General features: G+C 54.3%; 19 protein-coding genes and 1 pseudogene. 8 read left to right on the plus strand and 12 right to left on the minus strand.

Annotated features, from left to right (window positions below):
- The first annotated feature begins 142 nt into the window (after positions 1 to 142).
- The 7 genes from Dpoa2040_RS07430 to eutR all read left to right on the plus strand — a co-directional run bounded on the left by Dpoa2040_RS07430 (position 143) and on the right by eutR (position 10592).
- The gene (locus Dpoa2040_RS07430; RefSeq protein WP_371810588.1) at positions 143 to 2242 is read left to right on the plus strand and encodes a multicopper oxidase family protein; all 2100 of its coding nucleotides are present in this window, start codon (positions 143 to 145) and stop codon (positions 2240 to 2242) included.
- Positions 2243 to 2848: 606 nt separating this feature from the next.
- A complete protein-coding gene (gene ytfQ / locus Dpoa2040_RS07435; protein ID WP_168640867.1) occupies positions 2849 to 3805 on the plus strand; it encodes a galactofuranose ABC transporter, galactofuranose-binding protein YtfQ in 957 nt (318 codons plus the stop codon).
- Between the two features lie 66 nt (positions 3806 to 3871).
- Positions 3872 to 5374, plus strand: a complete 1503-nt coding sequence (ytfR, locus tag Dpoa2040_RS07440; protein WP_168640868.1) for a galactofuranose ABC transporter, ATP-binding protein YtfR — start codon at positions 3872 to 3874, stop codon at positions 5372 to 5374.
- A gap of 13 nt (positions 5375 to 5387) precedes the next feature.
- Positions 5388 to 6425, plus strand: a complete 1038-nt coding sequence (gene ytfT / locus Dpoa2040_RS07445; RefSeq protein ID WP_168640869.1) for a galactofuranose ABC transporter, ATP-binding protein YtfT — start codon at positions 5388 to 5390, stop codon at positions 6423 to 6425.
- On the plus strand, positions 6412 to 7413 hold the full coding sequence (gene yjfF / locus Dpoa2040_RS07450; RefSeq protein ID WP_168640870.1) for a galactofuranose ABC transporter, permease protein YjfF: 1002 nt from the start codon (positions 6412 to 6414) through the stop codon (positions 7411 to 7413). Before ytfT ends, yjfF begins: the two co-directional genes overlap by 14 nt.
- 490 nt (positions 7414 to 7903) lie before the next feature.
- The gene (locus Dpoa2040_RS07455; protein WP_168640871.1) at positions 7904 to 9283 is read left to right on the plus strand and encodes an aldehyde dehydrogenase family protein; all 1380 of its coding nucleotides are present in this window, start codon (positions 7904 to 7906) and stop codon (positions 9281 to 9283) included.
- Positions 9284 to 9548: 265 nt separating this feature from the next.
- Positions 9549 to 10592: an HTH-type transcriptional regulator EutR gene (eutR, locus tag Dpoa2040_RS07460; protein ID WP_168640872.1), complete on the plus strand. Its 1044-nt coding sequence runs from the start codon at positions 9549 to 9551 to the stop codon at positions 10590 to 10592.
- 67 nt (positions 10593 to 10659) lie between these two features.
- Here the strand turns inward: eutR and yjiA are convergent, their stop codons facing one another.
- From yjiA to Dpoa2040_RS07520, 12 genes and pseudogenes are all read right to left on the minus strand, one after another.
- Positions 10660 to 11637 carry a GTPase gene (gene yjiA / locus Dpoa2040_RS07465; protein ID WP_168640873.1) on the minus strand — a complete coding sequence of 326 codons (978 nt, stop codon included), beginning with the start codon at positions 11635 to 11637 and terminating at the stop codon, positions 10660 to 10662.
- 30 nt (positions 11638 to 11667) lie between these two features.
- Positions 11668 to 11871 (minus strand): YbdD/YjiX family protein, encoded by a 204-nt coding sequence (locus Dpoa2040_RS07470; RefSeq protein WP_012768713.1) that lies wholly within the window; start codon positions 11869 to 11871, stop codon positions 11668 to 11670.
- A gap of 101 nt (positions 11872 to 11972) precedes the next feature.
- Entirely contained in the window at positions 11973 to 14120 is a 2148-nt protein-coding gene (locus Dpoa2040_RS07475; protein ID WP_042868873.1) for a carbon starvation CstA family protein, read from the minus strand.
- Between the two features lie 298 nt (positions 14121 to 14418).
- Complete coding sequence (btsR, locus tag Dpoa2040_RS07480; RefSeq protein ID WP_168640874.1) at positions 14419 to 15144, minus strand: two-component system response regulator BtsR; 726 nt, start codon at positions 15142 to 15144, stop codon at positions 14419 to 14421.
- Entirely contained in the window at positions 15138 to 16829 is a 1692-nt protein-coding gene (locus tag Dpoa2040_RS07485; RefSeq protein WP_168640875.1) for a sensor histidine kinase, read from the minus strand. Before Dpoa2040_RS07485 ends, btsR begins: the two co-directional genes overlap by 7 nt.
- Positions 16830 to 17015: 186 nt before the next feature.
- Positions 17016 to 17237, minus strand: a complete 222-nt coding sequence (locus Dpoa2040_RS07490) for an acyl carrier protein (protein WP_013319137.1) — start codon at positions 17235 to 17237, stop codon at positions 17016 to 17018.
- An 18-nt stretch (positions 17238 to 17255) separates the two neighbouring features.
- The gene (locus tag Dpoa2040_RS07495) at positions 17256 to 18692 is read right to left on the minus strand and encodes an AMP-binding protein (protein ID WP_168640876.1); all 1437 of its coding nucleotides are present in this window, start codon (positions 18690 to 18692) and stop codon (positions 17256 to 17258) included.
- Positions 18689 to 19807, minus strand: a complete 1119-nt coding sequence (locus Dpoa2040_RS07500; protein ID WP_042868862.1) for an MBOAT family O-acyltransferase — start codon at positions 19805 to 19807, stop codon at positions 18689 to 18691. The genes Dpoa2040_RS07495 and Dpoa2040_RS07500 overlap by 4 nt, the downstream gene beginning before the upstream one ends.
- A gap of 126 nt (positions 19808 to 19933) precedes the next feature.
- Positions 19934 to 21076 (minus strand): D-alanyl-lipoteichoic acid biosynthesis protein DltD, encoded by a 1143-nt coding sequence (locus tag Dpoa2040_RS07505; protein ID WP_173024008.1) that lies wholly within the window; start codon positions 21074 to 21076, stop codon positions 19934 to 19936.
- Positions 21077 to 21449: 373 nt separating this feature from the next.
- Positions 21450 to 24512, minus strand: a complete 3063-nt coding sequence (locus tag Dpoa2040_RS07510; RefSeq protein WP_168640877.1) for an efflux RND transporter permease subunit — start codon at positions 24510 to 24512, stop codon at positions 21450 to 21452.
- Positions 24512 to 25657 carry an efflux RND transporter periplasmic adaptor subunit gene (locus Dpoa2040_RS07515; RefSeq protein WP_210423862.1) on the minus strand — a complete coding sequence of 382 codons (1146 nt, stop codon included), beginning with the start codon at positions 25655 to 25657 and terminating at the stop codon, positions 24512 to 24514. The genes Dpoa2040_RS07510 and Dpoa2040_RS07515 overlap by 1 nt, the downstream gene beginning before the upstream one ends.
- Before the next feature lie 163 nt (positions 25658 to 25820).
- A pseudogene (locus Dpoa2040_RS07520) lies at positions 25821 to 25916 on the minus strand (DNA-binding response regulator); the annotation flags it as partial.
- Between the two features lie 142 nt (positions 25917 to 26058).
- Here Dpoa2040_RS07520 and Dpoa2040_RS07525 point away from each other — a divergent pair.
- Positions 26059 to 26844, plus strand: coding sequence for a MipA/OmpV family protein (locus Dpoa2040_RS07525; protein ID WP_168640878.1), 786 nt, complete (start codon positions 26059 to 26061; stop codon positions 26842 to 26844).
- The last annotated feature ends 49 nt before the right edge of the window (positions 26845 to 26893 follow it).

Consider the following 26893-nt stretch of genomic DNA (forward strand, 5'->3'; position numbering starts at 1 on the left):
TAATCAATAACAACGCGTGGATAACTACGCCTGTTTAACACGTCATTCCGGTAGTTGGCACCTGAAACATGACAGGAATAACGCGTTTTCATTAAACACGAGTGACATCAGCTGTGCATCGTTATTACATGGAGAAAACAGGGTGAAAAAACGATTATTACTTAACTCAGTGGTGATGCTGTTGGGTATTTATTTACCCGCAACGCAGGCGGCAGAAACCACCAACGAACCACCAGCCAACGCGTTTATGAATCCGCCGGTACTGACGGAGTCGTCGGTAAAATCCGTGGGAACGCTGTATCTGAAAAAACCGGACGCCTCAGCGCCGCATTCCGGTCGGGAACGCGTGCTTGATCTGAAAATACAATATACCGAAGGGGTTATCCGCAACCCGACTCAGGGCCACGCCGATAAAGTACGGCTGCGCAGTTACAGCGGTACCGGCATCGATCCGTACCATCCGTTCGTTGCTCCAACGATTGAAGCCACACCCGGCGATACCGTCAGAATCCGGTTGAACAACCAGCTACCGCCAGATCCTGACTGCTCGGCCCAACATACCACGCCTAATACGCCGCATTGCTTTAACAGCACCAATCTGCACAGCCACGGTTTATGGGTCAGTCCGTCGGGCAATAGCGACAACGTGTTGCTTACCATTAATCCGGGAGTGAAATTCGAATACGAATACAATATTCCAGCCGATCATCCGGCGGGAACCTTCTGGTATCACCCGCACAATCATGGATCTACGGCGTTGCAAGTAGGTAGCGGCATGGCTGGCGCACTGATCATTCGCGGTGATCGCCAGCCGACCACCACCACCAACGGTGATATCGATACACTGCTGACTACCACAGACGGCAAACCTCTGCCGGAACGGTTACTGGTGTTTGAACAGATTCCGTATGCCTGCTTTAAGGATGGCAAGCTGAAAACCAAGCCAGACCCTGAAAACCCAGGTAAAACCATTATCGACTGGTCTTGTGCCCCCGGTGAGATTGGCGAAGTCAATTCCTACGATCAATTCGCCCCCGGCGTTTGGGAGCAATCCGGTCGTCTTACCACGGTGAATGGCCGGGTACGCCCACTATTTAGCCATGTGGAAGCCGGTAAAGTAGAGCGCTGGCGTCTGGTACACGCTGGGGTGCGCGAAACCATCAAGGTAGAATTCCGCAAACTCAATAGCAGCGACTTTTTCTCCAGGGAAAAAACGCTGGGAGCTGCCGATCAGGACCGTTTCGTACGCGATCTTTGTACTGGCGCGCCAGTCCCTTACGCGGTTATCGCGGCTGACGGTTTGACTATGTCACAGGCTCAACCCCAAACCGACATCACTATGCAACCGGGGTATCGTAACGACTTGCTGCTCAACTTCCCGGAGGAAGGGATCTACTGCATTGTTAATCCGCCGGTTTCTGCTGCGGATAATGTATCTCGCTCAGAAAAGCAGCGCTCAGTACTCGGTTTTGTACGGGTCAAAGGTGGACATGCCGTCACCGACCCCATTGCGGCAACAACCGCTTATCTGGCCGAGCGTGCCGGGAAAACCTATCATCCCACCGCGCTGGCCGACAGCATCCGCCACGACCTGAACAACGGTTTCAGGCTGACAAAATTCACTCCTCATCCACCCATTACCGATAAAGAAGTAGCGGGTTCCCCCGTTCAGCAATTGGTCTTCTACATCAAGCTGCCCGCAAAAGACGCCAGTGCTCCGCCCCTTTTCGAAGTCGGCAATGCCTTCAATGTCGAGAAACTCAGCGATGGCACGTTCAATCCACAGGGAGCCAAACCCTATTCCCCGCATCAGATTGATCGCTCGCTGGTGTTAGGCAGCGCACAGGAATGGCAACTACGTTCCTACTTCGTTAGTCACCCGTTTCATATCCACGTCAATCCCTTCGAAATCATCAAAATCATTGACCCAAAAGGTAATGACGTCAGTTTACCGGGAGCCAAAGAAGCGGATGGTTCCGTTTCCCAATACGCCGGGCTAAAAGGAGTATGGAAAGATACGATTTGGGTTAAAAGCAACGTGCCGCCAACGGAACAGCTCTCATCGCAGACACCGCCGCTGGATAAAATCTATACCCTTTATATCCGTACCCGTTATGAACGCTATATTGGGGAATTCGTACTGCATTGCCATATCCTTGACCATGAAGATCAGGGCATGATGCAGAATGTCATGATTGGGTTGCCTGACGGCAACGGTGGTCTGGCTCAGGGACACCATTAGCCACTCACAAAGCGGCTGGTCGAGCCAGCCGCTTTTAACTACTCACATCGCACCTCCTGTATTAGCCATAAACCTTCAAACCGTTTTAACCATGAATAAAATCATTGCGCTACTCCGGTGGTTATAAATAACGAGTCTCCCTCACATTTCGCATAATTTATATTCCGCAGGCCACTGATGTCCTCGCTGAAAAACACGCCAAATATCCATATCATTCCTATACGCCTGGAATAAAAAGCGCGCTATGAATCAATACACCACTACTCACCCTATTTCATCAGACGTAATAAATACCACTAGTTAAAAAACATGACGCCGATAACAGAATACAGCACGCCGATGCCTGACACCGAAAAAATGACTTAAAACAATATTTGCGTGGGGTCACAGATTCCCCGCTGATGGCCATTTTATCCATAAGATCAGCGAATACGCCCTGACCCTCTTCCCATGACAAAAACTACTGTTTTGTTATGAACGTTGAGTGGAGGAAAAATAATGCCGCCTGTCGTATCCCGATACAGGCGACAATGTTGAATACCCAATAATACCGCTGTCCCCAAGAACGAAAACCGATAGCCAATGATTACCAGAGAGGACACTTTTATGTGGAAACGCGTCATTTTAGCTTCAGCTGTATGTGCGTCACTGTCATCAGTCGCGCTGGCAGCGCCATTGACAGTGGGATTTTCTCAAGTCGGATCGGAATCAGGCTGGCGCGCGGCTGAAACGACCGTGGCCAAAGAGCAGGCAAAAGCGCGCGGTATTAACCTGAAAATTGCCGATGCCCAGCAAAAACAGGAGAACCAGATCAAAGCAGTACGCTCCTTTATCGCACAAGGGGTGGACGCTATTTTCATCGCTCCCGTGGTAGCGACCGGCTGGGAACCCGTGCTGAAAGAAGCCAAAGAAGCCAGGATACCGGTAATCCTGCTGGACCGCGGTATTGACGTCAAAGACGACTCGCTTTATCTCACTACCGTACGCGCCGACAATATCAAAGAAGGGGCATTAATTGGCGAATGGCTGATTAAAACCGAAAACGGCAAGAATTGTAATGTCGTTCAATTAGAAGGCACCGTCGGTGCCAGCGTCGCCATTGACCGTAAAAAAGGGTTTGAAGACGCTATCGCTAAAACACCGAATATTAAAATTATCCGTTCCCAGTCTGGCGACTTTACCCGTAGCGGAGGCAAACAGGTAATGGAAAGTTTTATCAAGTCAGAGAATAACGGCAAAAATATCTGCATGGTTTTCGCCCATAACGACGATATGGTGATTGGCGCCATTCAGGCTATTAAGGAAGCGGGGTTAAAACCGGGAAAAGATATTCTGACCGGATCGATTGACGGTGTGCCGGATATTTTCCGTGCCATGCTGGCAAACGAGGCTAATGTCTCGGTTGAACTGACGCCAAATATGGCCGGGCCGGCGTTTGATGCGCTGGAAAAATATAAAAAGGATGGCACGTTGCCAGCCAAACTGATTCTGACGCCGTCCACCCTATTTAAACCAGACAGCGCACAGGCTGAGCTCGATAAGAAAAAGAACATGGGATATTGATAGCTCACCACCGCCATGGCCACTACCGCCATGGCGGACATCGCCTGTTTTGTGAGGGAGAATCGCATGAACGGTTTCGACAACCAGGAAATCTTGCGTACGGAAGGGCTGAGCAAAATTTTTCCTGGGGTGAAAGCACTGGACAAGGTCGATTTCAGCCTGCGGCGCGGGGAAATCATGGCATTGCTGGGGGAAAATGGCGCGGGCAAATCTACGCTTATCAAAACGCTCACCGGCGTATACCAACGCGATGCGGGCACTATCTATCTCGAAGGTCAGCCCATTTCACCGAAAAATACCGCTCACGCCCAACAACTGGGCATCGGCACGGTATATCAGGAAGTCAACCTGCTACCCAATCTGTCAGTGGCGGATAATCTGTTTATTGGCCGCGAACCCAGACGCTTCGGATTACTGCAACGCACCGAAATGGAAAAACGAGCGGCGGCACTGATGTCTTCCTACGGTTTTGAGCTGGATGTCCGCGAACCGCTGAACCGCTTTTCCGTGGCGATGCAGCAAATCGTCGCCATCTGCCGCGCCATTGACCTGTCCGCCAGGGTGTTAATCCTCGACGAACCTACCGCCAGTCTCGACACTCAGGAAGTAGAGATGCTGTTCACCCTGATGCGTCAACTGCGCGATCAGGGCGTCAGTCTGATCTTCGTCACCCACTTTCTCGACCAGGTTTATCAGGTGACCGACCGCATTACCGTGCTGCGCAACGGCGCATTCGTCGGCACCCACGACACGGCATCGCTGCCGCAGATAGAGCTGGTGAAAATGATGCTGGGCCGCGAACTGGAGCAAAACGCGCTGCAGCGCGCCGGACGCACGCTGTTGAGCGACAAGCCGGTAGTGGAATTCAAAGGCTACGGCAAAAAAGGGGTGATTGAACCGTTCGAACTGGCGGTACGGCCCGGCGAAATCGTCGGTCTTGCCGGGTTGCTGGGTTCCGGGCGCACAGAAACCGCCGAAGTGATCTTCGGCATCAAACCAGCTGATCGCGGTGAAGCGGTGATCAAAGGCAAATCGCAGACGTTGCGCTCGCCGCATCAGGCCTCCTGCCTTGGCATCGGTTTTTGCCCGGAAGATCGCAAAACCGACGGCATTATCGCTGCCGCGTCGGTACGGGAGAATATCATTCTGGCGCTGCAAGCCCAGCGCGGCTGGCTACGCCCCATCCCCCGCAAGGAGCAGCTAGCCATTGCCGAGCGATTCATTCGCCAGCTTGGCATCCGCACCCCAAGCGCCGATCAACCCATCGAATTGCTGTCCGGCGGTAACCAACAGAAAGTGCTGCTGTCTCGCTGGCTGCTGACCAAGCCGCAATTCCTGATCCTGGATGAACCGACCCGCGGCATCGACGTCGGCGCTCATGCCGAGATCATCCGGTTGATCGAAAGTCTGTGTGCCAACGGGCTGGCGCTGCTGGTGATCTCGTCCGAACTGGAAGAACTGGTGGGGTACGCCGACCGGGTACTGATTATGCGTGACCGGCAGCAGGTGGCGGAAATCCCGCTCGACCAGCTATCTGTTTCCGCCATCATGAATGCCATCGCGGCATAAGGAGGGCATAGTGATGCCTCGATCACTGAGCAAGCCGGGTTCTGATAAACACCCGTTTCGCTGGCCGTCATTACGGTTTTCACAAGGTATGCCGCAGATAGCCGCGCTGGCGCTGGTACTGCTGGTAGACAGCCTGGTCGCCAGCCACTTTTTCCAGATTGTCGTGCAGGATGGCCGCTTGTTCGGCAGCCCTATCGATATTCTCAACCGGGCAGCGCCGGTGGCGTTGCTGGCTATCGGCATGACGCTGGTGATCGCCACCGGCAGCATTGACCTGTCGGTCGGGGCCATTATGGCGATTTCCGGAGCGGTTGCAGCATCGCTCACCGTACAAGGCTACAGCCTGTCGGTAGTGCTGCTGGCGGCGCTCGGCGTCGGCATGTTGGCCGGGTTGTGGAACGGTATTCTGGTTGCTGTCCTGAAGATTCAGCCATTCGTCGCTACCTTGATCCTGATGGTAGCCGGGCGCGGTATCGCCCAGTTGATTACCGCCGGGCAGATAGTCACCTTCAACTCGCCGCCGCTGGCATGGCTTGGCAGCGGCGCGCTATTCTACTTCCCAACGCCGGTCATCATTGCGCTGGTCACACTGCTGTTGTTCTGGTTGCTGGTGCGGCGCACCGCGCTGGGGCTGTTCATCGAATCAGTGGGGATCAACATCCGGGCGGCGAAAAACGCCGGTGTCAGTACCCGCGCTATGGTGACCATGACGTATATACTGAGCGGGCTGTGTGCCGCCATCGCCGGGGTGATCGTCACCGCCGATATTCGGGGTGCTGATGCCAACAACGCCGGTCTGTGGCTGGAGATGGACGCCATTCTCGCCGTGGTGATCGGTGGCGGTTCGCTGATGGGTGGTCGCTTCAACATGGTACTTTCCGTGTTAGGCGCGCTGATTATTCAGGGTATGAACACCGGTATTCTGCTGTCAGGTTTTCCACCGGAGCTCAATCAGGTGGTGAAAGCCGTCGTGGTATTGTGCGTACTGGTCGTCCAGTCGCCACGTTTTGTGACCTTGCTGAAAGGAGCTGGCCGCCATGATAAAGCGTAACTTGCCGCTGATGATCACACTGGCGGTATTCGTGCTTGGGTACCTGTACTGCCTGACGCAATTTCCAGGTTTCGCCTCCACGCGTGTCATCTGCAACATTCTTACCGATAACGCCTTTCTGGGTATTGTCGCCGTCGGCATGACCTTTGTGATCCTCTCCGGCGGTATCGACCTGTCCGTCGGCTCGGTGATCGCGTTTACCGGCGTGTTCCTCGCCAAAGCCATCGGCATGTGGGGACTGTCGCCGCTGGTGGCGTTCCCATTGATCCTGCTGATGGGGTGCGCCTTTGGCGCATTCATGGGCCTGCTCATCGATGCGTTAAAAATCCCGGCGTTTATTATCACGCTGGCGGGAATGTTCTTTCTGCGCGGCGCCAGCTATCTGGTATCGAAAGAATCCCTGCCGATTAACCACCCGATCTACGAGACGCTCTCCAGTCTGGCATGGACTATCCCCGGCGGCGGTCGGCTCAGCGCCATGGGGCTGTTGATGCTGATGGTGGTCGCCGTCGGCATCGTGCTGGCGCGCCATACCCGCTTCGGCAATCAGGTTTACGCCATCGGCGGCAACAGCACCTCCGCCAACCTGATGGGTATTTCCACCCGCAGCACCACCATTCGCATTTACATGCTGTCCACCGGGCTGGCGACCCTCGCCGGGATCGTATTTTCCATTTATACCTCGGCAGGTTATGCGCTGGCGGGTGTTGGGGTCGAGCTGGACGCCATCGCCTCGGTGGTGATCGGCGGCACGCTGCTGAGCGGCGGCGTCGGCACCGTACTCGGCACGCTGTTCGGCGTGGCGATTCAGGGGTTGATCCAGACCTACATCAACTTTGACGGCACGCTCAGTTCCTGGTGGACCAAGATTGCCATCGGCATATTGCTGTTTGTGTTCATTGCCCTGCAACGCGGCCTGACCGCACTGTGGGAAAACCGCCAGAACGCGCCGGTAAAACGTGTCACTCCAGCGGTGAAAGCAAGTTGAACGACCAGCTTACGCCTCGCGGTGTCTCGCAATAAGGTGTTAAATATGACCACAAACGCGCCGGCCCCTCATCACAGGGTCTGGCGCGTTTTCAATTACCCCACTTCTGCCCTACTTTTCTTTTCGTGATCTCTTTCAACCTTTACGCCGACTTGCCGAATTTTGTTATTCGCTTTGACCTGCCATTGCCACAATGACCACAAGTCAACACAGGAAACACCGGGCCGCCCCATCAGAACAGGCGCGGCATTAAAATGGAAGGGTTCTCTCAGGGATGAGAATCCTCCGGGCGCGGCACAATCCTTCTGGCTTCCCTGGTTGGAATGGCGCCCTCTGCGCGTACCGAGCCGAACGCAGCCGGACTTGAATAATACGCCGAATCCGCATCCGTACTTTTTCCATACTTTTGGCCACGGCACTGTTGATCAACGCCATGTAAACCGATGATCAGCGTGGTTTAAACAAGTTACATAACAAGAGGATAGACTCTATGGAACACTCCTTGATCGAACCGACCGTACCGATGCCCGCCCCGGTGATGTTTGATGCACCGAGCGGTATTTTCGACTCGCTTGACGACGCGGTTCAGGCTGCAGCGCACGCTCAGCAGCAATTGAGCAGCGTCGAACTACGTCAACAGGTGATTAAGGCGATTCGGGTTGCTGGCGAGCGCTATGCTCAGGTACTGGCGGAAATGGCAGTGGCCGAAACCGGCATGGGACGCGTGGTCGATAAGTACATCAAGAACGTGTCGCAGGCGCGCCATACGCCGGGAATCGAGTGCCTGTCGGCGGAAGTGCTGACCGGCGACAACGGGTTGACGCTGATCGAAAACGCGCCATGGGGGGTCGTTGCATCGGTCACACCCTCTACCAACCCGGCAGCGACGGTAATCAACAATGCCATCAGCATGATCGCAGCGGGCAACAGCGTGGTGTTCGCCCCTCATCCATCGGCGAAAAATGTGTCGCTGCGTACCATCAGCCTGCTCAACAAAGCGATTGTCGCCACCGGCGGCCCGGAGAATTTGCTGGTCAGCGTCTTCGAACCCAACATTGAAACCGCGCAACGCCTGTTTTGCTACCCCGGCATCGGCCTGCTGGTGGTCACCGGCGGCGAAGCGGTGGTGGAAGCGGCACGCAAACATACCGACAAACGGCTGATTGCCGCCGGAGCGGGTAACCCACCGGTAGTGGTGGATGAAACCGCGGACATTCCGAAAGCGGCCCGCGCCATCGTTAAAGGCGCTTCATTCGACAACAACATCATCTGTGCCGACGAGAAGGTATTGATCGTAGTGGACAGCGTGGCTGATGCTTTGCTGGCAGAAATGCAGCACAACCATGCCGTGCTGCTCACACCGGAACAAACCGAACAATTGCTGCCGGTGCTGTTGAGCGATATCGACCCGCAGGGTAAAGGTCGCGTCAACCGCGATTATGTTGGCCGCGATGCCGCTAAACTTGCTGCGGCTATTGGTCTGGAAGTCAGCGAACATACCCGCCTGCTATTGGCTGAAACCGACGCCAGCCACCCGTTCGCCATCACTGAACTGATGATGCCGGTACTGCCGGTAGTGCGGGTGAAAAACGTGGATGACGCCATCGCGCTGGCGCTTACGCTGGAAAACGGCTGTCGCCACACTGCCGCGATGCACTCCACCAATATCAGGAATCTGAACCGTATGGCGAACGCCATCAACACCAGTATTTTCGTCAAAAACGGCCCTTGTATCGCCGGGCTGGGGCTGGGCGGCGAAGGCTGGACCTCGATGACCATCTCGACGCCGACCGGTGAAGGCGTGACCTCGGCCCGCACCTTTGTTCGCCTGCGGCGCTGTGTGCTGGTGGATATGTTCCGTATCGCCTGAATGGGGTCGCTGCGTTATTGCCGCTGGTTAACCTCAGCGGCAACATCACCACGTAACCGGACATAAAGGAGATAAACAGAGGACGAGGAAGCAACGGACGGGTCATACCAGAATAAGGCTAAATGTGCTTTAGCGCCTGTTCCTCCCCAATCGAATGCCGTATAACGGGCTAATGTATGGGTCTGCCTGAGTGTCGTCCACCGACATGGCGCAGCCATCATGCAGAGTGGACCCCGCCCGACATTGTCACGGAGGTGAGCTGACGATGAAACACAATCCGGTCAACCTGCATCATCTGGATGCAGAGCACCGTCTCCCGGCAACAACGCCAGTGTCGCCAGACGATAACATACACCAATGTCAGACACAGGATGTCTACGCCCAATCCCGCACCATTACCGCCTGGCAGCAGATTTATGACCAGGTTTCGCCGGGGCATTTCACAGGGGAATTACGAGAAATTCTGCTCGATGGCATCCAGCTTTGCCACGAATACACCAGTCTGGCGTTGCGCCAGTCCTGCATGATATGGCCGGATTCCTTCTGGTTCGGTATTCCCGCCCGCCATGCAGGAACCGGCTTCATCGGTTCTTATCCCATCAGCAACAGTGCGATTGCCGTCAGCCCCGGAGGTAAAGAATTCGAGCTGAACACGCCGGATGACTACGCCATTCTGGGCGTGGCTATCTCCCGCGACGAACTGCTGCAATACACCGATGTGCTGGAAGAACCGGAGCCATTGACCCGCCTGCTGGCGCAAAGCTCCACCTTACTGGTGGAGCCGCACAGGCGCGAGATCTTCTGGTCGTTTGTACGCGAAGCGCTGTGGTATGGCTGCAACGAGCCGCAACGTCTGCAACATAGCAATGCGGTCAAAGTACTGAAACACAATCTGCTGACTACGGTGATTTCGTTTCTGGAAAGCGCCCAACCAGCCGATGTCAACACTGCACATACCGGCAGACGCATCGGCTACCGCAGCCTGATTGGCTGCGCCAGAGAATATGTACTCAGCCAGCAGTCGGAACCGGTCACGGTGCTTGACCTGTGCCGCCGCCTGCATGTCAGCCGCCGCACGCTGCAAAACGCATTCTGCAATGTGATGGGCTGCGGTCCTAACGCCTGGCTGAAGATGATCCGCCTCAACGCAGTACGCCGCGAGTTAGTCAGCCCTTACTCCCGTCATCACACCGTGCAGGATGCCGCGATGCAATGGGGCTTCTGGCACCTGAGCCAGTTCGCCTGCGACTACCAGCGACTGTTTGGTGAAAAGCCCTCGGTGACGCTCAAGGCTCGATTAGCAGGATAAGTGAAAACAACTGTAAGCTGAAATAAGGAAGGTAGGTATTGCCGGATTTTCATCCGGCAAGCCTGGATCACGCATTCAGCGCATCAAACGCGCGGCGGATATCGTCTTCCGGCAGACGAATACCGATAAACACCATGACACTCTCGCGTGGTTCATCATCGTTCCATGGGCGATCCCAGTCGGCACTGTAGAGCCGTTGTACCCCTTGGAATAACAACCGACGATCATCCCCCTCGATTGCCAGCACCCCTTTGTAGCGCAGCAGGTTATCAGCACAGTCAACCAACAGTTGCTCCATCACCGCCGATACCGCCGCCATATCTACCGGACGCGTCAGTTGCACCACCAGCGAGGTGATGGCGTTATCCTGTTCGATCAGCGGTCGAAAACGCGGTAAAGACACCTGTAGCCGATCATCTAACATAAAACCATCGACGCCGAAGATCTGACGGTGGTCGATCTGACCGTTCACCACCCGATACAGGCTGGCACGGGCGTTGATACGCGCCAGTCTCTCCTCCAGTGCCTGCGTCTCACCTGCCAGATCAGTCTTGGTCAGCAATATCCGGTCAGCGTAGCCTACCTGCGCCTGTGCTACGGTGTGCCGGTTCAGTTGGTCATCGGCGTGCACCGCATCTACCAGCGCAATCACGCCATCCAACAGGAAGCGTTGGCTCAGGCGTTCGTCAGAAAAAAAGGTTTGAATCACCGGCCCCGGATCGGCCATACCGGTACATTCGATCACCAGCCGGTCAAACGCCAGCTCGCCGCTGTCGATGCCGTCCAGCAGTTCATGCAGCGCATCGGACAGCTCATTCGCGCTGCTACAGCAGATACACCCATTGCTGAGCGTGGTGATACGGGTCGCCCGGTCGCCCAGCAGGGCATCATCAATTGCCACCGCACCGAATTCATTTTCAATCACAGCGATCTTTTCACCGTGGTCGGCATACAACAGGTGCCGCAGTAGCGTGGTTTTACCCGCGCCGAGAAAGCCGGTAAGAATAGTTGCGGGTAATACCGCTGCCGGTAATGAATGGGTCATAATCGAAAAAACTCCTTCGCCCCTGGCGCGTCAACAGCACCGAAAACCGCCTTTGCCGCTGCCGCCATAGCGCGCCTGCTGGCGTTCACGGAAAAACTCCTCATAGCTCATGACATCCTGGTCCGGGTGGTTAGTCTGCATATGCTGCACGTAGTTATCATAATCCGGGATGCCCACCAGCATTCTGGCGGCCTGCCCCAGATATTTTCCCGCTTTACCAAGATTTCCGAACATATCGCCCTCTCTTCGTATGAGCGCCTGTAGTATGAGCCGACAAATATAAGCGCCGACAGGCCCGCACAGGCGCCTGTCGGCGGTATGTTCCTCACCGTCTGTTAATGATGGGAAGAAATCTTCACGCCACCTTCCGGCACCGGTACATAAGGCGTTTCCCGGTCGGAACGCTCCGACTGGTTACGTTCCCGCAACGCTGTACGAATACCATAGAAGATTATGCTATACACCACCACCAGGAACACCACGCTCAGCACCGCATTGGTGTAGTTGTTAACAACGATGTGATGCATGTTGGCAATCTGCTGCGCGCTCAGATCCGTCCCTTCGGCAATGCGCTGTTTGTAAACGCGCGCCAGGTACAGGAACCCTTCCATCTGGGGATTATTGCTAAACAACTTCAGGCCCAGCGCCCAGGTGGTGCAAATCAGCAGCCAGACTGCCGGCAGCACCGTTACCCAGATATAACGCGTACGTTTCATCTTGATCAGCACCACGGTGCCCAGCACCAGCGCTACGGCGGCCAGCATCTGGTTGGAGATGCCGAACAGCGGCCACAAGCTCTTGACGCCACCCAGCGGATCGACCACGCCCTGATACAACAGGTAGCCCCACAGGCCGACGCAACCGGCAGTACCAACAATACCGGCGATCAGCGAATCGGTCTTTTTCAGGAATGGTACGAAGTTACCCAGCAGGTCCTGCAACATAAAGCGGCCAGAGCGGGTACCGGCGTCCAGCGCGGTCAGAATAAACAGCGCTTCAAACAAGATTCCGAAGTGATACCAGAAACCCATGTTGGCGCTCGGAATGATCTGGTGGAACACATGGGCGATACCCACCGCCAGCGTTGGCGCGCCACCGGCACGGTTGAGCACCGACGGTTCGCCGATGTCTTTCGCCGTTTGCAGGATCTGCTCCGGCGAAATCACAAACCCCCAGGCACTGACAGTGGCGGCGGCCTGTGCGGTGACATCATGCAATTGCGCCATAATCGCCGGCGCATTCGCGCCGCCTAGCTCGTGCAGGTTAGGCATGGTGATACCCAGCCCAACCGGCGGGGTGTTCATCGCAAAGTACAAACCCGGCTCAATAATCGACGCCGCAACCAGCGCCATAATGGCAACGAAAGATTCCATCAGCATCGCGCCATAACCGATAAAGCGGGCGTCGGTTTCGTTAGCCAGTAGTTTCGGCGTCGTGCCGGATGCAATCAGCGCATGGAAGCCGGATACCGCGCCGCAGGCGATAGTAATAAACAGGAATGGGAACAGCGCGCCTTTCCACACCGGACCGGTGCCGTCGATAAACTGCGTGATCGACGGCATTTTCAGCTCAGGGTTGATGATCACGATGCCAATCGCCAGACCGACGATCACCCCAATTTTCAGGAACGTCGCCAGATAGTCACGCGGCGCCAGAATCAACCACACCGGCAGCAGCGCAGAAATAAACGCATAACCGATCAGCGCAAAAGTGATGGTCGTGTCCTTGAAGGTCAGTGCCGGCCCCCAGTACGGGTCGTGAGCGATGACGCCGCCAAACCAGATGGCCAGCAGCAGCAGCACGATACCAATCACTGAGACTTCCCCCACCCGACCAGGGCGCAGGAAGCGCATATAAATGCCCATAAACAGTGCGATAGGCACGGTGGAGCACACGGTAAACACACCCCATGGGCTTTCCGCCAGCGCTTTCACCACGATCAACGCCAGTACCGCCAGGATAATGATCATAATCAGGAAGCAGCCGAACAGCGCGATGGTGCCGGGCACCGGTCCCATTTCCTCTTTGATCATTTCCCCAAGCGATACTCCATTGCGGCGGGTTGACATGAACAGCACCATAAAGTCCTGCACGGCACCGGCCAACACCACCCCGGCCAGCAGCCACAGCGTGCCGGGCAGGTAGCCCATCTGAGCCGCCAGCACCGGTCCCACCAGTGGGCCTGCGCCGGCAATCGCCGCAAAGTGGTGACCGAACAACACATTGCGGTTGGTCGGCACATAGTTAAGCCCGTCATTGTTAACCACTGCCGGCGTGGCACGGTTAGCGTCAAGTTGCATCACCTTACGGGCGATATACAGGCTGTAATAACGGTAAGCCACCAGGTAGACCGCCACCGAGGCGACCACTATCCACATGGCGCTGACGTGCTCACCGCGACGCAGCGCGACTACCCCCAGGCAACATGCCCCAATGAACCCCAGCAACGCCCAGGGAAGATGCCTGAGAAGTTTATCTTTCATAGCGTTTACCCTTCTTATAATGTCGTTATTAATGATGTAGTCACGTTTCGTGACTGTAAGCGGGCCACAAGTGAGGTCATAGCTGAATTTGGGTAAGTGGTCGGATAAGCCGATGACCGGTCACATATCAGGATAAGCGGTGAAGAATTTTTACTTAATTTGAAGCAATTCACCCTGCAGTGAGCAACAGACGAGATGTCATGCCAACGCGTATTCACGCATCAGCCAAACAAGAAGCTAACAAGGCAACAGCAGCAAACACAGAAGACAGGCAACGCAGACAATTGCCGGGAGCAGTTCAGCCTTTGAGGCCAAGCCATTGCTTGAGGGTTTTCAGATAGCGACGGCTAACCGGTAACGCCAGGCCGCTTTTTAGCAGAATCTCCGCCTGGCCGCTCTCTTCCAGCCGGATTTCGCGCAGATAGTCCATATTGACCAGATATTGCCGATGACAGCGCACCAGCGGAGTACGGCTTTCCAGCGTTTTCAGCGTCAATTCGGTAAAGCACTCCTCCCCTTGCGGCCCCGTCACGTAGACGCCGCTCTGACGTGAGCTGGCAAACTGCACCTCGCTGCTTTTCATCAGGTAGATCCGGCTATGTCCGGTGCACGGGATGTAGTCAAGACCAGCCTGATGATCAGACAATTTGTCGATACTCTGTGCTGGCCGCTCACGATGCAGATTGCGCAAGGTTTTTGCCAGCCGCGGCGGATCGATAGGTTTAAGCAGGTAATCAAACGCCTGTTCCTCAAACGCCTTGATGGCATATTCGTCGTAGGCGGTAATGAACACAATGTAGGGCATGTTGTCCGGATCGATCATGCCGATCATCTCCAGCCCACTGATACGCGGCATCTGAATATCCAGAAACACCACATCAGGATGCAAGCGGTGAATCGCGCTGATCGCCTCTATCGCGTTCGCGCACTCGCCCACCAGCTCAAGACCATCATCCTGTTCCAGCAGGCAGCGCAGGTTGTCCCGCGCCAACGGTTCATCATCAACAATCAGTACGTTCAGCATGACTGGCTTTCCTCACAAGGCAGCGTCACATGGATATGGGTATAACGCTCAGGCTCACACTCCACGCTCAGGCCATAATCATTGCCATAGCGGCTGCGAATGCGCTTATCCACCAGATTCATCCCCAGCCCGGTGCAGTTGGTTCGCGGCTGGTACAAACCAGCATTATCCTCAATGCTCAGCAACAGCCTGTCACCCTGCCGCCTGGCGCTGATGGTGATAATCCCCGTCCCCAGCAGGTGTGCCGTACCGTGTTTTATCGCGTTTTCCACCAGCGGTTGCAGTGAGAACGCCGGTAACCGCATCGACATTAACGCCCGCGGCAGGTCAAAACGAATTTGCAGCCGTTCCTGAAAGCGGGCTTTCTCAATCTGCAAATAAGCGTTCACATGCTCTATCTCATCGGCCAGCGTAACCACTTCCTCAGAACGTTTAAGATTTTTACGGAAAAACGTCGAGAGCGACTGCACCAATTTACCAGCCTGTTCACTATCGCGGCGAATCACCGCCAACAGCGTGTTGAGCGCGTTAAACAGGAAATGTGGATTAACCTGCGCGTGAAGCAGTTTGATTTCCGATTGCGTCAGCAACTGCTTGCTGCGCTCATACTGGCCGGCCAGAATCTGCGCGGCCAGCAGGCGGGCAATGCCTTCGCCAAAGGTACGGTTAATTGAACTGAACAGCCGATTTTTGGCCTCATACAGTTTGATGGTGCCGATCACCTGCTGATTCTCGCCGCACAGCGGGATCACCAGCGTGGACCCCAAACGGCAACCGGACTGCAACGAGCACTGGTAAGGTGTTTCGTTGCCGTCGGCGTACACCACCTCGTTGTGCTCAATGGCTCGCCGGGTATGGCCCGATGCGATAGGTGTTCCCGGAAGATGGTGATCGTCGCCGATACCGATAAAGGCCAGCAGTTTTTCACGATCAGTGATCGCCACCGCGCCGATATCCATCTCCTGATAGATAACCTGCGCCACCTTCATGCTGTTTTCTTCGTTAAACCCTTGATGCAGGATACCTTCGGTACAGGCGGCGATTTTTAATGCTCTGGCAGAAAACGCCGAGGTGTACTTTTCGAACATGGCGCGCCGGTCCAGCAGGATTCGCATGAACATCGCCGCACCAATGCTGTTGGTAACAATCATCGGAGCGGCAATATCTTTAACCAGCCTCAGCGCATCATCAAATGGTCGCGCCAGCAACAGAATAATCGCCATTTGCAGCAATTCGGCGATAAACGTCACCCCAGCTACGGTAAACGGGTTAAATAATCGGTCGATTCGGCCACGACGCATCAACCAACGGTGCGCTATGCCGCCCAACAGTCCCTCAACGATGGTTGATACCATGCAACTGAACGCGGTCATGCCGCCGAGCGAATAACGGTGCAGCCCACCGGTCATCCCCACCAACACGCCAACGCCCGGCCCACCGAGCAGACCGCCCAGCACCGCCCCCATCGCACGCGTATTGGCGATGGAGTCCTGTACATGCAGCCCGAAATAGGTCCCCATGATGCAGAACATAGAAAACATGGCATAACACAACAGTTTATGTGGCAGCCGGACCGTGACCTGCATCAACGGAATGAATAGCGGCGTTTTACTAAGCAGATAGGCGATCACCAGATACACACACATCTGCTGGAGCAACAGTAAAACCAGTTTGAACTCATACATGATAGAAACTCGGACGGGGCAAAAACCGGGAACCGGGCGATTCCCTAAGACGCATACCCTACCACAAACTCACGACGTTACCTTGACGAGTTTCACTGATTTGTATACTGAGGTTCCTAAAATAAAGACCCCGAATGACAACATCCGGGGTGTTGAAAGATACAAATATTCCCCGTTTATCAAGGCTTAGCCACGATGCTCTTCGATGTAGCGAGCCAAATCCGCCGGAGTCTTCAGAACGTTGGCGACTTCGGTCGGCGGGATCATGCAGCCGTACACGTCCTGCACTTCCAGCACCAGATCGACCGCCAGAATCGAGTCGAGGATATCGGACTCAATCAGTTCATCATTAAACCCCACTTTACGAGATAAGACCTTTTCAAACAGGGCGAGTATTTCTTGTTCCATCATTTTTTCCTGGTGTAATTAATTCGTGCGGGCATGAGTATCCAGCAACTTACGGTCAATTTTACCGTTAGGATTAAGCGGCAACGAGTCTTTAATAATAATCTGAGAAGGCACCATATAGGGAGGAATTACCTTCGACAGCGAGGTTTTAATCGCTTCAGGGGCTAAGTGCGTCACACAGAAAGCAGCGATACGCAGAACGCCGCCCCCTGATTTCATCAGCGGCAGGACAACGGCTTCCCTGATGTCATGCATAGCCAGCAGGCGATTTTCAATTTCATTGATCTCGATACGATAGCCGTTGAGCTTGATCTGGCTGTCGTTACGGCCCTGACAATACAGGATACCGCCTTCTTCATAACCCAGATCGCCGGTTCGGTAGCCCCGGAATTCCTCGCTCTCCCGGCGTAACAATTTCTCCGCGTTCTCCTGAGCTAACCCAAGATAACCGCGCATCACGTTTTTACCCCAGATAATCAGCTCACCGTCCGCCGTAATTTCCATTCTGGAATCCGGCATCATCGCCCCCACCGGCAGCAGGTCCTGCTCGCTGTGCAGGATTTCATCCGTAATTTCAATCACAGTGGTAGCGATAGTCGCTTCCGTTGGACCATAGGAATTGAGAATTTTGGCGTGTGGGAAGCGGCGACGTAACTGTTTTACCAGCGCTTTGTTCAACACTTCGCCAATGAATACGAACACGTTGAGATCAGGTAAATAGTCGCTGTTGAACTGAGGGGAGAGCAACCGTTGATAGGCAAAAGACGGCGTGGAAACCCAAACGGACACTCCGTTGATTTTCAGTCTATCCAGCCAGTTTTCCGCTGCGATATCCTCTTTCGCATTCAGAACAATGTGCCCACCGGTTGCCAGATTAGCCAGCAGCGGGATCAGGGAGAGATCGAAGCTGAATACCGCATGGTTCATCAACACCGGCAGTTCAGGCAATGAAAAATCCTGACGTACCCATTTCATGAAGTGCCACAGGCTTTCGCGGCCAATCTGCACACCTTTGGGTTTTCCGGTGCTGCCGGAGGTGAACATGATATAGGCAAGATCCTGCTCAGCTAGTACCTGCCCCACCTCACCGGTAGTCATAAACTGCTTTGTGGCCACATCGTAATAGTAAGGAGCCTTCGCCTGCTGGCAAATCTCTTTGAGCCGCTCCTGCGGATAGATGCAATCCACCGGAATGTAGGGAATGTTATGCAACAGGCAGCTATAAATCGCTACGGCAAATTCAGCCTGCTGATGCCCGTATAACACTACCGGTGTACCGGCAGGCTGCTGGCAGTGCTGATAGCGCTGCGCCCAATCGGTCACCGCGGCGGAGAGCTGTTGCCAGGTCATCGCGTCGTCGCTACCGCTAATCGCCAACTGATGTGGATTCGCGGGCTTGAGTAATGCTGTGTGCAAGAAATCTTGCAGTTCCTTAAGCTCGGAGTGATAGTTCATAGAGGTGACATTCCGCTAAAGATGTAAAGGGAGACAGCGGCGCTTGCCAGCGTCAGAATTCGTCCCAAAAACACAATAACTGGATAATGTAACCAGTTGCTGAGCGTCGGACTGCGTTTGGCTGACCACTGCAACATGTTGTGTGCAACAGAAATGGCGCCAAACAGCGCGCCGCTGATGATATAGTGTCGTTCAAGCCCGTTCCATGCTCCCATGCAAAACAGGGTGCAAAAAATACCAATGTTTTGTGCCAGCGTTTTGTTTTGTCTGAAAAAATCGATCTTCATCAAATTCATATAAATCGGCATAAACACCACATCCCTTAGCCATTCAGACAAGCTAATGTGGAAGCGGCGCCAGAAATCCTGCGGATTCTTAGCCAAAATGGGCATATTGAAGTTTGCCGGAATATTCAGGCCAAATAAGCGCCCGGCACCGATAGCCATATTGCTGTAGCCGGCAAAGTCAAAATAGAGATAAGCGCTATAGGCCAACGACATAACGATGCCTACGCTTAAAGTAAACGGGCGCTGGCTCCAGGACTGAATAATCTGGGTATCTATCAGCATGGCGAATAAGAATTTCTGGATAATGCCGACAAAAATTTGCTCCATGGCAGCTAAAAACTGCTCGCGGGAGAGTGTGAAGACCTGCTTATTAATATCACTCATCCATGACCGCCAGCGATACATCGGACCAGCCTGAATGACAAGGGGCATAAAGAGATAACAAAGATAATTCAGGAAATTCTGACCATCTTTTTTGGTGCGGTAGAGTAATACATCAACGGCGCGGAATGTCATAAACGACAAGCCGATCATACCCCAGTGATTGTTAAGGTGTAATTTCACCAAAAACAACGGCAACAGAGTCAGGATTACTGACTGCCAGGTTTTTAACCATCCCTTCTCTTTTAGCGTAACAATAATATAAAAACTCAGGAAAACTGCCACGGGTACAATATAATCACCCTGGAAAATATATCCCCAACCGCACGCCACCAATACAGAAATAGCGGATAAATACGTCAACCGGTAATGCAATACCCGGTTAATCAACGCAAACAGCAACGCTGATGAAAACAGAAAGAAAAAAAATGTTCCGGAGCTATACATCATTTATCCTTCAGAACTTTTGATATTCAAAATGCACTTTTAAGCTCATGCTGTCATCAACAGAGGTCCACGCAACGATGGTCACCGCCAGCAAGAGATAAAGAAAAAAAAGGCGAATAGCGTGTTTCATCGTTTAAAGCTCTCAGCAATAAAGCGGTCCATCACAACCCATGCCGGGTCTGTTGGGTGCAGGCGATCCCAATTCCAGCCGTTCTGATAAGGTTGTGCATACATATCCAAATAAGGGACCTGATTTTTCTCCAGTACCGACCTGATCTGGCTATCAATGGACTGAAATTTTTCTGAATTGACAATCGCCCACGGATTAATCGCATCAACAATCACCACAAGCTGGACGTGGCGCTCTTTGAGCAGTTTGATAGTCGCCAGAAACGCTTCCATTTGTGCCGGAAAAAGCGGCGCGTTATCCCACTCATCCTTGGTTGGATCATCATCGAAAACCGACTTGTCCATCCAGAATGTCTGCGCGCTTTGCTGACGGTACTGATTCAACTCATGGGCGTGGGCCAGTTCGTGATCCCAATCGGGAATGATGTCTGTGGCGGGTCGCTGAGGCCACGGTTGCGCAGGCTGAGGGGCAATTCCCAGCATTGCCAGCCAGTCTTTCTTTATCATTTCGCAGAAAATCGCAAACTGATAGCTCACTTCCTGCCAGATAAGTTGCGGATGCCAGCCATAAATTTTCATTTGAGCGAAAGTTAAATGACTGAGCTCTTCTTCATTAATATGTTGCAAATAATCCACCAGCAGGGGGCGCGTCTGCGCATCCTCCATCAGGGGATTAAACATCGGTGCCGGAAAATGGTCGGCAAAAACCGATGCAGGAATGCCATCGCCATAAAAGCTATCGGGAGCAAGTTGTAAAACAACCTTACTGTTTTCGTTAAGATCATTTTTAAAACGTGACAACAGTAAAAAATGCGCAATATTATCGATATAAATATCGCCATAGGCGACTACGGGTCGATGCAGCTGGTTATTAAAGTAATTATATACTGCGTAATATTCATCTTCAGACGTGGAAACCTCTGAAGCGCCGATGAAGAAAATTGCATTTCCTTGTAAAGCATGGGAAATGGTCGCTATTTTTTCCCGCAGCTCCTTTGGCGTTCCTTCCATGGTTTTAATCAATGGTTGAAATTTTAGCGGCGGATCAAAGCTTGTCACCAACGGGTGAACACTAAGGAACACGATGGCCAGAACAGCCATCAAGATATGTAGGCAGAAAGTATTCTTGATTTTTATCATAAAAGTAAAACTACATCACATCAACTTGTTTGGAATTTGTTAATTTTCATCTTTACAGTCAATCAGCCACTGTTTTTTTTGACACTATATACCAGCCTAATCTTCAATGATGAGCGTTGCTGTGTAACGGTATGTACAGTGATTATGCCCGTTGTGTGATAACGATCCTGATTTAAAAATACTCCCCCCCTTTATTGAGTAATTGAGAAACTCATTTCACCAAATAAGGCAAATTCTCCCCCTTTATTCGCTCAATTAATAAACCGACACGCTGAAGGCAATCGTCATCAGGCCCCCCCGATGGCGGTGCGCTTTACCTTCTGATTCCCCGCCTCCAACATTTAGGATAATGCCGGAGGCGGAGATGATTGACTTATCTGTCACGCCCTTCCCACTGCATTACCAGGCTGATTGCCGCCGGTAATACCGTCAATGTCAGCAACGTAGCAACCACCAGCCCACCGATAATGGCATAGGCCATCGGTCCCCAGAACACCTGGGTAGCGATAGGGATCATCCCCAAAATCGCCGCCAACGCCGTCAGCAGAATCGGTCGTGAGCGGTGGCGGGCCGCAAGGATAATGGCGTCGTTGGCTGGCATACCTGTCGCTGTGTTCGCATCGACCTCGCTAATCAGGATCACCGCATTACGGATGATCATTCCCGCCAGCGCAATTACCCCCAGCAAGGCGACAAAACCCATCGGCGTCCCCGTCGGCAACATCGCCGCCACCACGCCAATCACCCCAAACGGCGCCATCAGCAGCGCCAGCATCATGCGCGAGAAGCGCTGTAACTGCACCATCAGTAAAATCAGCATCACCAGCAGCGTCACCGGCAATACCTGATACACCGAATTGTTGCCCTTATTAGACTTCGACACCACCCCGCCTTCTTTGATGCGATAACCCGCCGGCAGCCTCGCCTGATACGCCGCTACCTGTGGTGCCAGCGTGGCTGATAGCGTCTGAGCACGAACGCCCGGCGCCAGGTCGGTCTGCACGGTAATAAACGGCAGTCGCTGACGACGCCAGATGATCGGTTCATCTATGCCATACCGGACGGACGCTATCTGTCGCAACGGCACCCGCTGGCCATTAGCGGCGCGCAATTGCAGGCTGGCGACGGTATCCAGATCCTGACGCTCTTCATCCCGCGCACGCACCACCACCCCAACCATTCGGTTGCGATCTCGCACGCTGGTTACCGTCGTGCCGGAAAAAATGGTCGCCAGTGCGCTGGCTACATCCTGCGAGCTGATGCCGACCGCCCGCGCTTCAGTCTGGTTGATGTCAACGCGAATAGCGCGCTCTGGCTCGCCAGCGGTCAGATTGACCTCCCGTGCGCCGGGGGCGTTGCCAATCAGCGCCGCCAAACCGGTGGCATACTCACGAACTTTGCCGATATCCGGCCCGGTTACCCGATATCTGAGCGGCCAACCGACCGGTGGACCCAGTTCCAGCGGCGACACCCGCGTCACCAGATGACTGAAATCCTGCTGCAGGCGTTTTTCCAGCCGGGCGCGCAGCGCATCCCGTGCTGTTAACCCTTTTGCTACCACCACCAGTTGCGCGATGTTTTCATTCTGTAGCAACACATCCATCGGCAGATAGAAACGCACCGCGCCAGCACCGACATAGGTCGAGAAATGGTCCAGATCCGGATCGTCTTTCAGCGACTGCTCCAGCCGCACCACTTCCCGCTCAGTAGCCTGCTGCGAAGCATTGTTCGGCAGCGTCAGACTGACCAGCAGTTCCGGCCTGTCCGACGCCGGAAAAAACTCATCCTCCAATTGACCGGCGGCTACTATCGCCAGTCCCAGCAGCGCTACCGCCAGCAACAACGTACGACCGCGATAGTGCAGCGCTGCGGACAACAGCCGGTCATACGCCCGCGATAGCCGACCTGCGTGCAGTTGGTGTTTATGCGCACTCATCGTTTTTGGCAGCAGCCAGACACCAATCAGCGGCGAAAACAAGATAGCCACCACCCAGGAGCAGAGCAGCGCGATCATCACCACGATAAACAGCGAGTAGCAGTACTCGCCAGCGCTGGATGCGGCAAACCCGACCGGAATGAAGCCCGCCACCATCACCAACGTGCCGGTCAGCATCGGAAACGCGGTAGTTTCATAGGCGCGGGTGGCAGCCTGCTCGCGGGCCTCGCCCTTCTCCAGGCTGGAAACCATCGCCTCTACCGTAATCATGGCGTCATCCACCAGCAGCCCAAGCGCAATGATCAACGCGCCCAGTGAAATACGTTGCAGGCCGATGCCGGCTATTTCCATGCCAGTAAACGTCATCGCCAACACAATCGGTATCGAGGCCGCCACCACCAGCCCGGCACGACTGCCCAGCGACACGAACGACACCGCCAGTACGATTACCACCGCTTCCAGCAATACCTTAACGAAACCGTTGACCGACGATTTCACCACTGCTGACTGATCCGCCACCTTAGTGACTTCAATACCGTATGGCAGTAATGCGCTAATCGTCGCCATCTTGCTACGCAACGCCTGACCGAAATCCAGCATGTTGCCGGTCGGCGACATTGAGATAGCCAGCCCGATGGCCGGTTGTCCATTCACGCGAAACGCCGGCGCTGGCGGCTCGGCTGCCTGACGATAAATAGTGGCGATATCGGTCAACGGAATAAAACGGCCACCAATGCGCAGCGTTACCTGACGCAGACTCTCTTCGGAAACAAACGCACCGCTGACCCTCAGTTCCACCTTGTCGTTTGCCGTACGGATAGTACCTGCCGGGCTAACAGCATTCTGTGCCTGCAACGCCGCCGTCACCTGTTGCAGGTCCAGCCCCATGCCAGATAGTTGTCTGGGTGAAAATGCCACGATGATCTGCTCGTCCTGTGCGCCCAGCACATCAATTTTGCCGATATCCGGCGTAGCAAGCAGCGCAGTGCGAATGTCATCCACCTTGTCGCGCAGCTCACGCGGCGAGTAACCATCGGCGGTAAAGCCATATATGGTGCCGAATGTATCGTCAAACTCATCATCGACGGCGGGTTCAGCCACCCCTTCCGGCAGACTGGGAGCAACATCCTTCATCTTTTTGCGGACGGTGTACCAGATGTCCTTTACTCTGGATGGCGGCGTATCGTCGCGCAGATTAACGAAAATCACCGCTTCGCCGGGGCGGCTATAACTCTCAAGAACATCAAGATAAGGCGTTTCCTGTAGCTTCTTTTCCAGCACATCGGTCACGAAGCTGACGGTGTCCTGCACCGTGGCCCCCGGCCAACTGGCGGACACCACCGCTGTTTTAATGGTAAAGGCCGGATCTTCGTTGCGCGGCAACCGCTGGTAGCTCATCACGCCCGCCACCACAATCACCAGCATAAAAAAAGCCACCAGTTGCTGATGAGCCAGCGCCCAGGCAGAAAAATTCCACTTTTGCTTGAATCCGGATGGCATTATTTCGCCTCCGCCAGGGCGACCTTCTCACCAGCCCGCAGTTTACTCACGCCGGCGGTGACCACCTTGTCACCAACAGCAAGACCGCCTGCGACAACGATCTGTGTCTCGCTGTAATGACGCAGAGTGATCGGTTGCAGCCGCAGCATCTGCGTCTGTGGGTCAACCACAAACACCGCTGGATTATCGCCCTGACGGGTCAACGCCGAGGCGGGTAACTCAATAGCGCTGTTGCCGGGCAGCGTGATTCCGCCTTCCACCGTTGCGCCCAGCACCATTTCTGGCGGCGGGTCGATGAGCGAAACCCGCACCCGCCAGGTACGGGTTTCTGCATCAGCCTGCGGACTCACGTCACGCACATGTCCCTGGGTTTTGATAGCAGGATTGGACAACAATGAAACCATCACCAGCGGATCTTTCAGGCCGCTGGTAATCAAACGTTCGGAAACATTAAAAACTGCATCACGGCCTGCAAACGTCGCCAGCCGCACCACTTCCTGACCCGCATTCACCACCTGACCGGGATTGGCGCTGACCGAAGTAATCACCCCGGCAACAGGCGCGTACAACCGGGTATAACCGAGACGATCCTGAGCGGTTTTGACGCTGGCCTGCGCACTTTCACGCACAGATACGGCTGATGCCCAGTTAGACCTTGCCTCATCCAATTGCGCACGGGAAATCGCACCGTTAGGCACCAGTTGCCTCATGCGGTTAAGGTTCTGCTCCGCCAGACGTTCCGCAGCAACCGCACGGGTCAGATCGGCTTTGGCGCTCTGCAACTGGTTTTCGCTATCACGGCTATCCAGCGTAGCGACCACCTCGCCTTTCTTTACCATCGTCCCTACATCGACCGGGCGTGACACCACGCGTCCATCAAGACGAAATCCGAGCAAGGTTTCTTCCGCCGGGCGAATCTCCCCGACTTGCGACAACACCTTACCGGCAGTAGACGGCTCGACGGTAACCGTGCGAACCGGGCGCAGCGGCGCAGCCGGAGGCTCACTGCTGGCACCATCGCAGCCAGACAGCAGGCTGACAGCCAGCAACAACAAGGCTGCCAAACCGCCAGCGCGAAAAGTCACGCGCCTTCCTTGACGGGCCAGGCAATGAAGGGGAAAAAAGGTGAACTCGGTATTCATCATGAAGGGGTCCTGTTACCAACTGGCTACTATTACACCACGCACATTTCCAGATTATTTCCACACTTCATCAATAACCCGTCAAGATTGCTAAAAAAAATCGGTTTTATCCCAACCTATTACCGCCTATCCCATTGGGAAACCTATAGTCAATCGTGCACATCGTCAGCAGCGCCTGAAAATTATTGCGCTTCAGGTAAGTCTCCAGCACGTTGGCAGCATCCGCGTCATCTTCAATTATCAACATGCGTTTCGGACTCATCGTCGTTCTCTTAATAATTCTTCATAAATTCGCCGACAGGAGAGTGATGCAGAGGTGTATACTTCAACGCCTTCGTGCAAGGAGGCACGAAAACGCCAGTATCAGGCAACATCACTTTCCCGCTTTAAGGAGTTCCGACAGGATGATAGTGCGACATATTCCCTTTTACATAGCGACTCTTTTCTTAGTCGGCAGCAACGCCTGTTGGGCTGACGACACCGCGCCCGGTCAACAGGATGGCGTTACCCTTGGCCTCGCCGCCCACAATGCGCCGCGCTACAGCGGCTCTGATGAACGAGCCTGGGATCTGCTGCCAGTGATTCAGGCCCGCCAGGGTGCCTTCTTTTTCGATACCGCTAAAGGCGCTGGCTATGACCTGCAGTTCGGACAGTTTTATCTTGAGCACACGCTGGGTTACGCCCCTGGACGTACCGACAAAAAATCCTCTTTCCGCGCAGGTTCCGACAAATTACGCGGAATGGGCAAGATTGATGGCGTACTGAACACCGCCGTGGCGCTAGGCTGGCAATTTACCGATCAGTTGTCGGTGGAAGCGAAGGCAATTCTGCCGTTGACCGACAGCCAGGGCGTGCAATATCAGGCATCGCTGACCGACATCTTGTTCCAGAACAAATCGGATACGCTGGGCGCACAGGGCACATTGCTGTTCGGCGACGCGCGTTATAACAATCTGTTTTACGGCGTCAGCCAGCAGCAGAGCCAAAACTCCGGTTATCGCGCCTATCAGGCCGAAAGCGGTTTGTACGGCCAGTCTGTTTCGCTGTTCTGGATGCATCAGTTTGACCCACACTGGGCTGCTACGCTCAGCGGCAGTTATACCCGCCTGAACGATAAAGCATCAGACAGCCCCATCGTGTTTAGCGCCAATCAGAGCGAGGGCACGTTTGCGGTAACGTATACGTTTTAGGTCGCGCCCCGTATCATGCGTGATCATAAGCTATCCATATGAGTTGACT

It is taken from the genome of Dickeya sp. CFBP 2040 (assembly GCF_012273755.1).
In the GTDB taxonomy this organism is placed as follows: Bacteria; Pseudomonadota; Gammaproteobacteria; order Enterobacterales; family Enterobacteriaceae; genus Dickeya; species Dickeya poaceiphila.